The organism is Paenibacillus sp. J22FR83, assembly GCF_059691955.1.
This window is the reverse complement of record NZ_JCAUAM010000005.1, coordinates 250,433-262,143: the sequence shown is the minus strand read 5'-3', so window position 1 is coordinate 262,143 and position 11,711 is coordinate 250,433. Positions and strand designations below refer to the sequence as shown.

The window sequence follows — 11,711 nt, the reverse complement described above, 5'->3', positions numbered from 1 at the left end:
CTCCTGCCTCATTCAGCCGATCTATCCACGCTTTAAATGACGAATAACGACATATACGCAGATACAGGCGTTTGAATGAGTTTCTCGTAGTCAAGTGATACCTTCATAATTTCTTCCGTTTGTTTCCTAGGAAATCGCGTTTGCACATTCGCTTTGAATTTATCGATCACTTTCGGAAGACCTTCCGCCCGCCGCTTGCGGTGTCCAATAGGATATTCACAAACGATTTTCCCTGTCGACGTCCCGTCTTTAAAATAAATTTGAATACTATTCGCAATTGAACGCTTATCTGGATCATGGTAATCCTTGCTGTATTGTTCGTTCTCGATCACAACCATGCGCTCCCGAAGGGCATCAATGCGCGGATCTGCAGCGAAATCATCTTCATAATGTTCAGCAGTCAGTGTACCAAACAGAAGTCCAATGGCAACCATGTACTGCAAACAGTGATCTCGATCGGCTGGATTGTGCAAAGGCCCTTTTTTATCAATAATACGCAGCGCTGATTTATGCGTTGTTAACATAACTTTAGTTATGTCACCAATTCGATCTTTAACGAGCTCATGTAACGTAAGTGCACATTCAACTGCAGTCTGCGCGTGAAACTCCGCTGGAAATGAAATTTTGAACAGGATATGTTCCATCACATAACTACCCAAGGGTCTGGCTAACGTCAATGTCTTTCCTTCGAAAAGCACATCCTGGAATCCCCAGTTCGGCGCTGTGAGTGCAGAGGCATACCCCATCTCACCTCCGACTGCCATCAAAGCCAAACGAACAGCACGGCTCGTTGCGTCTCCCGCAGCCCATGATTTCCTAGGCCCTGTATTCGGTGCGTGCCGATAGGTGCGCAAGCTCGCACCATCTATCCATGCATGGGAGATGGCGCTGCATACCTCCTCTTTCGTTCCTCCCAACATCACTGCGGCTACCGCAGTGGAAGCGACTTTCACCAGATGGACATGATCGAGTCCAACTGCGTTCAAGCTATTTTCCAATGCAAGCACACCTTGAATTTCATGCGCCTTAATCGCCATCGTTAAGACGTCTTTCATTGTAAGGGGCACTTCACCTTCGGATAAGCGTTTCCGACTCACATAGTCAGCTATAGCAAGGATACTGCCCAAGTTGTCGGACGGATGGCCCCACTCCGCTGCTAGCCACGTGTCGTTGTAATCCAGCCACCGAATCATACAACCGATATTGAATGCGGCATGAACCGGGTCCAATTCGTATCGCGTACCAGGAACACGAGCACCTCCGATCACATCTGCACCTGGAACAAGCGGACCTAGATGTTTCGTGCAAGCAGGAAAACGCAGCGCAAGCAAGCCTGTTCCCAGTGAATCCATGAGCACATGGTGAGCAATCTGATACGCTTCCTCACTCACAATCTCGGCATGCAGTGCGTAGTCGGCAACCTCCACAATCAGCGGATCAAAGACCATCTCCCTCTGTACCCATTCTCTTGACGTACTCATACGATTTCGTCCTCACTTTCTGAATGCGGATCTCCCTGTGGCGGATGCAAATCGCGCGCACCCGTATAGCGTACACGAGGTCGGAATAGACGGTTGTTCGCATGCTGCTCCATCACATGTGCGCTGATGCCAACCGTACGCGCTGCAAGGAAAACGGGTGTAAACAGCTCGATCGGGATGCCAAGCAAGTAGTACACTGGTGCTGCATAGTAATCCAGATTGGGATGCAGCCCTTTCTCTGTGCGCATGACATTCTCTCCACGAACGCACAAGTCGTATAACTCCTGTTGATAGCATGCCGGTGCGAGCTTCTCAAGCGCCTCCTTCATCAACATCGCACGTGGATCGGGCTTGCGCATGTAGACCCGGTGTCCGAAGCCCATAATGCGCTCCTTCCTCGCAAGCTTTGAACGAATTAACGCTTCCAGATCATCTTCTGTACCCGCTTCAAGCAGCATGTGCATGACTGCTTCGTTCGCTCCTCCGTGCAGCGTTCCTTTCAGGGAAGCAACCGCACCAACAAGTGCGCCATAAATATCAGACTGTGTGGATGCGATGACGCGAGCCGCAAACGTCGAATTCGGCAATTCATGCTCACTGTACACAATTAACGATTGGTCAAAAATCGCCACCTCCATCGGTGACGGAATCGTTCCTGTAATCATATACAGAAAATTAGCCGTATAAGACAAATTCGGATCGGGTTCGATAAGCGGCTGCTTCGTAATTGCCCTATAACCATAAGCGACAATTTGTGGCACTTTAGCCAACAAACGTATCGCTTTCCGTCCATTCGCCTCAGGTGATCGATCATCAAGCTCGTCATCAAAGCTCGCTAAAGCAGATATACTCGTTCGCAGGACATCCATCATATCAGCCCGATCCGGCATCAGATGGAGCATGGCGCGCACATTAGGCGGTAATCCATACGACGATTGAATCTGTTGCTCTATCGCTTGTCGCCTTGGTGCATTCGGCAATTCTCCTTCTAACAGCAGCCCTACAACATCCAAATAGGTCGTTTGCTCCGCCAGTTCCATCAGATTGAACCCGCGAACCACGATTTCTTCTTTCTCCACATCGAGATATGAAATGCTAGTCTCACTAGCTATCACATGCTCAAGTCCAGGCAAATAGTGATCACTCATGTTTTCGCTCTCCCTTCCTACGTGCTTTCAGAAAGCAGCAAACGCGAAATCACAATACGCTGAATCTCATTCGTCCCTTCATAAATTTGCGTCACTTTGGCATCCCGTAGATAGCGCTCTACCTTCGACTCCTTCAGGCATCCCCACATGCCACAGAGCTGGACAGCACGCAGACATACTTGAACCGCCATATCACTGGCAAAAAGCTTCGCAATGGCAGCCTGTTTCCCATAGGAGAGCCCCTTGCCTTTGCGCCAAGCGGCTTGATAGGTCAACAGTCTTGCGGCTTCGATGTGCGTGGCCATCTCCGATACATGAGCATGGAACTGCTCGCCGCTGAGCGCTTCATAAGCGAGGACAGCGTCCAAGGCGCCTTGGCCGATTCCTGTCGCTTGTGCAGCAATTCCAATGCGGCCGCCATCCAGACTTCGCATTGCGATGCGAAAGCCATCGCCTTCCGGGCCCAGTCGGTTCTCCAGTGGCACCCTACATTCCTCAAACCTAAGTTCCATCGTCGTGGATGAACGGATCCCAAGCTTATTTTCTTTGGTACCGAAATTAAGTCCTTCCCTACCTTTTTCCACAATGAAAGCCGTACAACTCTTAGTCTTGTTCTGTGCATCTGTGATGGCAAAAACAATATATACCTCCGCCTCACCGCCATTCGTCACGAATAGCTTAGAGCCGTTTAGCACGAATGCATCGCCCACACGTGTAGCGGTCGTTCGCATGGCACCCGCATCTGAACCTGACTCGCTTTCCGTCAAGCAGTAAGCGCCGAGCTTGGTCCCTTGTGCCATGGGGCGTAAATACTGTTGTTTCTGTGCTTCTGTCCCATACGTATGAATCGCCCAACTAGCCAGCGACGTATGCACGGAGAGCATCACGCCTGTTGACGGACACACACGTGAGAGTTCCTCGATTACCATCGCATACGTTAGGAAATCAGAACCACCTCCGCCAACGGCTTGTGGCCAAGGGAGTCCTGACCATCCCTGCTCTCCGATGCTGTCGTAAATCCCACGATCAAATCGCTCATATTCATCCCTTTCCTCTGAAGTCGGCTCCATCTTCGCGCGTGCAAACGCACGGACTTGAGCCCTGATGTCTAGTTGATCTTGGGTATAAGAGAATTGCATGCGACGACCTCCTTCGACGTGTTCATGGTGCTGGCACTGGATTGGCCGAGGTTGATTCGGTCGATCGTATTTCTTTGGACAAGTTGTAAACGCTTTCAATATATGTTATATATACACGCTTTTGTTAGGCATTAGACTGTACCTTACAAAAAAAGAACATGAGCTACTCGAATACATTACTGGGAGAAGGCCTCTACCTATTTTTGTTAACGAACCGTTTAGAAAGGAACCAAACGATGTCCCCCTAATATGATGTTACGATAAGCATCTCCGCTAGAGGTGATTCCAATCGAACTACATCGTGTTATTTCCATCATGAATGAGAATTATCGCCGTAGCAGCTGGCATGCTGAATGTATCGTTTCCAATGATAGACGCGCCGTTTGGAAGCTTCAAGATCACACTGAACAGCTAATACTTAAATATTTTCGTACGAATTCAGCCTTAGCGGTCAATATGCAGCATGCACTAGGTCTAAAAAAACTTGCACCGGAAGTTATTCCTTTACAGAACGGAAGTCTTTGCTTGCGGCAAGATCGTTATTGCATCTATGTATCCAGATGGATACCTGGCAAAGTAACGACGGATCCTCATATTTACATGAAGACAGTAGCCCAATTTCACCGTGAAGCAACGTGGTCTATGCCTATTGATCGTGCCGCTTATGGACCTCTTACTAAGAAAGAATGGTTTCACATTTATGAAAACAGGCTCAAGAAATTAGTCGAATGGACAGCATGGGCTGAAACGCGCGAGCAAGAAGTTGCTTTCAAAGGTGCCATTCAGCTTGGCAGAAAAGCCCTAGAGATCCTGTATACTCTTCATGTTGAGGAATACTTGCTCCATTGTAGATCCAAAGGTACGGTTACCCATTTCGATCTTCACAGAGGAAATGTACTTGTAGGCAACAACAGATCATACGTGATTGATTTTGATACGGTCCAAATTTCGCCGCAAGTATGTGACTTGCACCAAGTCATACCTGATGCGATGGATAAAATGTCAGTTTCACCGGAACACATTGGCGATTTGCTCTATCTTTATTTCCAAGAACATGCTGCTGCACAGAAATATGATGATATCTATACAGCTGTATGTCTGTTCCCGCTCCGATTCTGGAAGGTAGCAGAGAATGCAATAAACCGACCTCTTTCCCGCACGAATAAATTGAATATGTTGCCTTCTATTTTGGAGGATGAAGTGTTGAAATATAAACGATTAGTTCAAAAAAAACATAAGCCTAAGTAGTCATGTTTAGAGAGGGGATTATCGCTTATGGATGTCACAATGGAACGCGATGAGCTCATTACGGTCATTATCCCCGTATATAACCGTAAACAATATTTGAGTACTGCGATTGATAGTGTCGTTGCGCAAACGTATCCATACTGGAAGCTGATTATCATGGATGATGCATCCACTGACGGTACACCTGATGTCGTACAAACCTATTTACTTGATCCTAGAATTCATTATAAGCAGTATGCAGAAAATCGGGGAACTGGCGCTATTCTAGCGGAAGCACTTTCCTTCATCGAGACCCCCTATTTCGTTATCTTGGATTCCGATGACTGGTTGGATATTCGAACTTTGGACATCTTGTTAGGTGAGATGGCGAAGCAAGATGCTTCTACAGGATTGGTGTTTGGCAATACGGTGTCTTGGTCAGAATCGGATTGTAATATTCGAATAAAAGGCATACAAAGGCATCGATCCTTCAGTAATCCATATGATTTCATGCTCTATCGTCCGATGATTTTTCCGAGGTTTTTTCGAACAGAAGCTGTACGTGCCGTCGGGGGCTTCGAGCTAGATGATCCTCACAGCGGACGCTATATGGAAGATCGCTATCTTCTATTGAAGCTAATCAACAAGTATAAATTCCACTATGTAGATTGTCATTTATATCATCACCGCTCGCATGACGCTAATATTAGTGGCAAAAACAACCTGAGTTATTTCGAAGAAACTCGCCGCTATGTGTATCCCAAACTCTTAAAACAATGGGGAGATGAATACGAGCCCATCTTTGAATATTCGTTTGGCGGTTGGCTGCATTTGCACAAATTAATCCCCTTGTCACCAAATAAGCCCCCACTACAGGCTGATTCATTCACAATGAAGTCTCCCCTAGCATCTCCTACAGCTAAAGTAACGGTCGTGATGCCAACTTATAATCGTTCTACTTTTATCGCGGAGTCCATCCAAAGTATTCTGAAACAGAGTATCGTGAACTGGAATCTACTCATTATCGATGACGCTTCTACAGATCAAACCGAGGTTGTCGTAGCCCCCTATCTTCAGGATTCACGGATTTCTTATGTTAGACGTCCCGTGAATGGCGGTATCGGTTCGGTTCTTAACGACGCATTACATGGGATCGTCACGCCTTATTTTATGCAACTGGATGCAGATGATTGGGTTGAACCGCTTACACTGGAAGCCTTGTTAAGCGCTATGGAGAATGCTAGTCCTAATACCTCATTGGCCTATGGAAACTCGATGATTCATAAGAAGAAGCAAGACGGTAGCTATGACGCTACACCTCAAATACACCGTACATTCAATAATAAGTTCGATGTACTGTTATATCGGTGGATGGTTATCCCTCGGTTTTACCGAACATCGTCAGTTAAAGCAGTCGGTGGATGGAATTTGAATGTTCCATTCAAAGGACGACATATGGAAGACAGACAAATGTTCTACAAACTGGCAGAGAATCATTCGTTTTTGTACGTGGATCAGCTATTTTACCATTACCGCTTACATGGGACGAATCTCACATTATCCAATATTGCTAAATATGCCGAGATAAGAGTTTATTTAATGCAATATTATTTCCATAAATGGAATGGCCGTAAGGAAACGAAATGCGTGTTAGAGTGGCAACTGAATGCAGAAGGATGGCCGTAATTTACCCTTGTCCCTGTGAAACAGAGGAAAAAGTATGTCTATTATTTAGGTGCTCTGAACCACAACGACCTTACGGAACGCATGATATTCAAAATAAGCAAAATAGCCAACCATAACGGTCATAGACGCCCCGTTATTGTCTTCACTCTGGATAATATGAATGTAGAAGGCCGTTATGTACGAGGGTTTATTTTGGAGGATCGCATCACAAAGGGTGGAAATGAAGAGTACTTCTTCCCTCTACCGCAGAGTACCATTTATTTGCATGATGAGAGAATGTATCATTCTGCTAAGAAAATTGCCGATGCTATCGGCTGTGAACTGGATGATTAATTGAATCGACACGTATGAGGCAGCTCTACTGTAATATCAGTGGTGCTGTCTCATTCTCTTATTAACACCCAAGTTCACTATACTTCCATAAAGTCCAAACTTTACCCCCCCTTGATACATAGGATGGATTCTGAAGACAGACATTATAAGTCGGTTTGGGATGGGGGATGACATGGACAACTTCGAACATACTTCTAGGCGTATTCGCATCGCCATCATGGGACTTGGCTATGTGGGGCTGCCGCTTGCCCATCTATTTGTGCGAGGCGGTTATCACGTAACAGGCTTCGATATTAACCGGGAGCTCATTACTAAGCTGCGTACGAAGGAGCAATCCCTACCCTGTTTGGATGAGCATGATGCTTATTTCATAACGACATCCGATCGTTTCAATGCGACTTACGACCTAGATGAGCTCCGTGACAGTGATGCAATTATCATTTGTGTGCCAACACCGCTTGGTGCAGATCGACAGCCTGATCTTCGTTATATCGAAGCAGCAGCAGATTCTATCAAGCAAATAGTAAGGCCTGGGCAACTTGTTATATTGGAAAGTTCAACCTATCCGGGAACGACCAAAGAAATCGCTAACAGAATCATTGCAGGCACCTCATATGTCATAGGTGAGGATCTATTTATCGGTTATTCACCCGAACGTATTGACCCTGGCAATTCCCAGTACTCCGTTGCGAACATACCTAAGCTTGTCAGCGGGATGACACCAGCTTGCCTACATCACGTCATACACCTATATAGCTCCGTATTTAAGGAAATAAAACCCGTGTCTAGCCCAGAGATCGCCGAAATGGCCAAGTTGCTTGAAAACACATATCGATTTATTAACATTTCTTTTATTAATGAGCTCGCCATGCTTTGCGATGCGATGCACATCGATATCTGGGAAGTGATTGATGGGGCAAAAACGAAACCTTTCGGCTTCAACGATTTTTACCCCGGCTCAGGAATTGGAGGCCACTGCATACCCGTGGATCCACTTTATTTACAATGGAAGTTGGAGCAATTGGGACTTGAATCGAGTTTCATTCGAGAATCAGAACGAATTAATGAATCCATGCCGATGTATATCGTCAAACGCATCAGTGAATTATTGAAGCCCCCTACCACGCTCAGAAGCGCATCCATCCTTCTGTACGGCATAACTTATAAAAGCAACGTCGCAGATGTACGTGAATCTTCAGCAATGAAAGTGTTGCAATATTTGCATGAGTCAGGTGCAGACGTAAGCTATCATGATCCTTACATGAGTTCGATCCATGTTGGGGGGACCTTATTTCATAGTGTTGAATTAACTGCTGATACCTTGCAAAAGGCGGATTGTGTTGTGATTTTGATGACGCATAACGCTATGCCGAAGGCTGATATTCTTAAGTATGCATCGCTCGTCTATGATACGCGGGACGTAATGGATAAGCAAAGGAACATGCGCAACGTCATTCGACTTGGAGACAGTTAGAAAAACACCATCATTCCCTACATCATCCTGCATGATGCTAGTGAACATTGATGGTGTTTTTTTGGATTTCATCTTGGATTATTTAGAATTTCTTGAATCGTATCTACGAATTTCCTTGCGCGATGCTTAACTGTGTGATGCTTACGAATAAACTCATAACCGGCCTCGGCAATTCGGTTGCGTTCCGCTCTGTTTTTCAAATAATACTCGGCTTTCCATTCAAAATTGTCCTCCGTTACTTCAACGAAATGCACGCCTGGTATAAAACCTAGGTCAAGCAGCTCTTTCGAAACGGAAGAGAGTAACAACGTACGACAAGCGAGCACTTCGTAATATTTACGTAATGGATAGTGGTAGGTGGAGTCACAGGAGAGGAATATTTTGGCGCGATTAATCGCCTTAGCATAGTTTCTGTTTACGAGTACTTTATTCTCTTCTTCGGCGGTCATATCACGATAACCCGGGTGTTCTTCATGATAAAAGCCTTTCCTTGACTTCATACGATCGAGCATGACTTTCCTAAGCGGATACACGGATGCCGCGGTGCAGCCTAACAGTAAATAATCAATGTCTCTCTTCAGCTCATAATCACGAAAGATCTTGGTGTCGACAAAATGGGGAAACCAATGCATCTGATGTGCGAATTCAGGAAACAGCTTTAGAAAGGGATCACGATAAATGGTGAAAATATGCTTGATATGGTTCGTCTTCAGAAATGCTTTTCTCTCTTCAATATTGAAATGTGTATCATGTACGATGGCTCCAAGCGGGATATCGAGCTCGGCCAATCCTTCAATACGAGGACAATGTCGTTCTCGAATGTCATTGAGAAGGATAAAGTCGGGACGTTCCGGAAGCTGTTTTAAAATGTCCTTAATATGTCCGCTCTTATGCCATAGGGATAGATGAACTAGTTCAGATAATGCCATTGAAAAGTGGTGAAAACTTCGTTGTACATATTTACTGAAATCTCCCGTAATGAACAGTACTTTACATGGATTCACAGATGCCACCGCCTTTGATCTACACAGCTTCATCTTATGTCCAAGCAAATAGAAAAGTTCCTTTACACCTCCATACAGCGGGCCTAATTGTGAAATGCTGATTGGATCAATAGCAAAAAAGAGAGGCAGTCACTCCTGCCTCCCTAACATTAGTAGATATTCGCTTATTCGGATTTCATGACTACGCCAGTTGGCAGTACCCGCTCAATGTGCTCGCGGAGTGTTGCATTCGTATACATTTCCTCGCTGAAAATGGCAATAATCCCACTATCCTCACGCGTTCGAATCAATCGCCCCATCCCTTGACGCAGTCTCAGCAACATATACGGAATGTCTACTTCCTCGTAAGGCGAAGCTGATGCTTCACGCTTCGCGTTGAACACAGGATCCTGTGGAGGAAACGGCAGCGCCCAGACGATGACGTTGGATAGCGACGGTCCTGGAATATCGAGCCCCTCCCACAAGCTAACGGCAGCCAACACGCTATGCTCATTCTCTTGGAACGAAGCGATCACATGGGAAATTTCTTGATCTCCTTCATAGAAGAAAGTTAGATTCTTACATTCCGAACGCGAGGACATCTCTCTCTTGAAATGTTGCAATTCTTGATGTGTCGGGAATAAAATAAGCGCTCTGCCTTCTGTTCTATTGAGCAAGTTGATGGCTGAATTCATCTTCTCGTGGAACGTTCCGCCTTCCGTGAAGCGTGGCGCTATGACTTCCATGCGCTGTGCATAGTCATACGGGGAGTCTACCGAGAACGAGAGATATTTCTCTAAGCCTAAGCTGTTCGCCACGTAGTCGAACTTACCCTCTACAGATAGTGTGGCCGACGAGAACACGATTGGCATTTTGGAGGAGAAAACATACTCCTTCAGCACTTCCTTCACCGTTCTTGGCATAACAACAAGACTGAGCCCAGTAATACTTTCCGTCGCCCAGCAAATGAAGGAATGATCATTGCGGAATAGCGCGAACGCCTTCTGCATCATTTCCAAGTGCTCCTCAACAATTTTCAGCTGATAGTCGTTCAGGGTAAACATCTCCCCTTCGAAGACGAGCTCCTCTTCAATCTCGGACAAAATATCACAGAGCGTGTGAATCTCTCTCCTCAAGAGATCGCTCATCACGATTTGTTTACGGTCAGAGCCCGCAATCGGGCGACAACAGCTTTCGAGTACCTCGAACATACGTTCGCTCTGGTCAATCGCACGATCAATGCAGACGGCTAATGTTTCGCGAACTTCCCCTTTTAACAAGCGAATGACCAATTCCTCGAACACCACATGCTTCAGCTTATAGGTTAACGCCTTTTGAGCAGCAGATTCCATCAAATGCCCCTCATCAAATACAACGGTGCAATGTTCTGGTAGGAGTGGCAGTTGTCCTTCACGCTTACGTCCATCATACGTCCACACATGTTCCATATAGAAATCATGCGAACAAATGATTAAATCTGCCGACTTCCGGTAGGATTCACGCGATAAGGTTTGTCCACACCGATGCCGTCTGTCACACACAAAACAATCTTGATACGCATCCCAGTTCATGCGGTGCCACTGTTCATCGCTTAGATGTGGATAGTTTTTGCGATCACCGTATGCATAAAACGTTTGCAATGCTTCTCGCGTATGCACGAAATCAGGAAGTTCCGCATATACGTCACGATAGAGTGCCGTATCTTCATGACCGAATCTAGCTTCATCCAATTTAACCAGACAAGCATACTGATCTGGAGACTTTGCCAGTCGTGCATCGATAACCATATTCAAATGGCGAGCGATTTTATCAATATCCCCACCAGGTTTAACGAGCTGCTCAATTAACGATTCGTCCGCACAGGCGATAATCGCCGGTTTGTTCGTGAAGCGCGAATAGCACAGCGCATATAATAAATACACTAACGTTTTGCCAGTCCCAACGCCGGCTTCCGCAAAAATCGTCTGTTTCTCAGCATAAGCCCGCTCTAGCTGAAACGCCATGTAAATCTGTTCATCCCGAACTTCAAAGCCTGCCTCAGGTAATATGTCATAAAAGATATCCGCAATCCAGTCAGACACCTGCTGCATATATGGCTCTGCATGATCATATGCAAATGGATAACGTCCCACGTATGTGCCCCCAACCCTCTAAGTTAAGAATCAAACTTGTATTATCTCATGAATGTATGGTAAATGCAAAAGCTGAAAAAAAGCCCAATTCCGCAGCAATAACGCTGA

At 45.8% G+C, this 11,711-nt stretch carries 9 protein-coding genes; 4 read left to right on the top strand and 5 right to left on the bottom strand.

The window, feature by feature from the left end:
- Positions 1–32: 32 nt before the first annotated feature.
- Genes AC58PV_RS11690 through AC58PV_RS11680 form a run of 3 tightly spaced genes read right to left on the bottom strand, consistent with a single transcriptional unit; the run spans position 33 to position 3,768 of the window.
- Positions 33–1,481 (bottom strand): bifunctional 2-methylcitrate dehydratase/aconitate hydratase, encoded by a 1,449-nt coding sequence (locus AC58PV_RS11690; RefSeq protein WP_497432404.1) that lies wholly within the window; start codon positions 1,479–1,481, stop codon positions 33–35.
- Positions 1,478–2,629, bottom strand: coding sequence for a citrate synthase (gene mmgD / locus AC58PV_RS11685; RefSeq protein ID WP_497432403.1), 1,152 nt, complete (start codon positions 2,627–2,629; stop codon positions 1,478–1,480). Before mmgD ends, AC58PV_RS11690 begins: the two co-directional genes overlap by 4 nt.
- A 17-nt stretch (positions 2,630–2,646) precedes the next feature.
- Positions 2,647–3,768: an acyl-CoA dehydrogenase family protein gene (locus tag AC58PV_RS11680; RefSeq protein ID WP_497432402.1), complete on the bottom strand. Its 1,122-nt coding sequence runs from the start codon at positions 3,766–3,768 to the stop codon at positions 2,647–2,649.
- Between the two features lie 315 nt (positions 3,769–4,083).
- Here AC58PV_RS11680 and AC58PV_RS11675 point away from each other — a divergent pair, with 315 nt between their 5' ends.
- The 4 genes from AC58PV_RS11675 to AC58PV_RS11660 all read left to right on the top strand — a co-directional run bounded on the left by AC58PV_RS11675 (position 4,084) and on the right by AC58PV_RS11660 (position 8,488).
- Complete coding sequence (locus AC58PV_RS11675) at positions 4,084–5,016, top strand: phosphotransferase (RefSeq protein ID WP_497432401.1); 933 nt, start codon at positions 4,084–4,086, stop codon at positions 5,014–5,016.
- 27 nt (positions 5,017–5,043) lie between these two features.
- Entirely contained in the window at positions 5,044–6,681 is a 1,638-nt protein-coding gene (locus tag AC58PV_RS11670) for a glycosyltransferase family 2 protein (RefSeq protein WP_497432400.1), read from the top strand.
- Positions 6,682–6,873: 192 nt separating this feature from the next.
- A complete protein-coding gene (locus AC58PV_RS11665) occupies positions 6,874–7,014 on the top strand; it encodes a hypothetical protein (protein WP_497432399.1) in 141 nt (46 codons plus the stop codon).
- A 172-nt stretch (positions 7,015–7,186) separates the two neighbouring features.
- Complete coding sequence (locus tag AC58PV_RS11660) at positions 7,187–8,488, top strand: nucleotide sugar dehydrogenase (RefSeq protein ID WP_497432398.1); 1,302 nt, start codon at positions 7,187–7,189, stop codon at positions 8,486–8,488.
- A 68-nt stretch (positions 8,489–8,556) separates the two neighbouring features.
- Here AC58PV_RS11660 and AC58PV_RS11655 read toward each other — a convergent pair whose 3' ends face one another.
- Together AC58PV_RS11655 and AC58PV_RS11650 are read right to left on the bottom strand one after the other, a co-directional pair.
- Positions 8,557–9,492 carry a glycosyltransferase family protein gene (locus tag AC58PV_RS11655; protein WP_497432397.1) on the bottom strand — a complete coding sequence of 312 codons (936 nt, stop codon included), beginning with the start codon at positions 9,490–9,492 and terminating at the stop codon, positions 8,557–8,559.
- Positions 9,493–9,656: 164 nt separating this feature from the next.
- The gene (locus tag AC58PV_RS11650; protein WP_497432396.1) at positions 9,657–11,603 is read right to left on the bottom strand and encodes an ATP-dependent DNA helicase; all 1,947 of its coding nucleotides are present in this window, start codon (positions 11,601–11,603) and stop codon (positions 9,657–9,659) included.
- Between the last annotated feature and the right edge of the window lie 108 nt (positions 11,604–11,711).

Excerpts from the sequence above, each read along its gene's own strand:
- AC58PV_RS11680 (WP_497432402.1), bottom strand. The coding sequence starts at position 3,768 with ATGCAATTCTCTTATACCCAAGATCAACTAGACATCAGGGCTCAAGTC.
- AC58PV_RS11690 (WP_497432404.1), bottom strand. The coding sequence starts at position 1,481 with ATGAGTACGTCAAGAGAATGGGTACAGAGGGAGATGGTCTTTGATCCG.
- mmgD (WP_497432403.1), bottom strand. The coding sequence starts at position 2,629 with ATGAGTGATCACTATTTGCCTGGACTTGAGCATGTGATAGCTAGTGAG.
- AC58PV_RS11675 (WP_497432401.1), top strand. The coding sequence starts at position 4,084 with ATGAATGAGAATTATCGCCGTAGCAGCTGGCATGCTGAATGTATCGTT.
- AC58PV_RS11660 (WP_497432398.1), top strand. The coding sequence starts at position 7,187 with ATGGACAACTTCGAACATACTTCTAGGCGTATTCGCATCGCCATCATG.
- AC58PV_RS11670 (WP_497432400.1), top strand. The coding sequence starts at position 5,044 with ATGGATGTCACAATGGAACGCGATGAGCTCATTACGGTCATTATCCCC.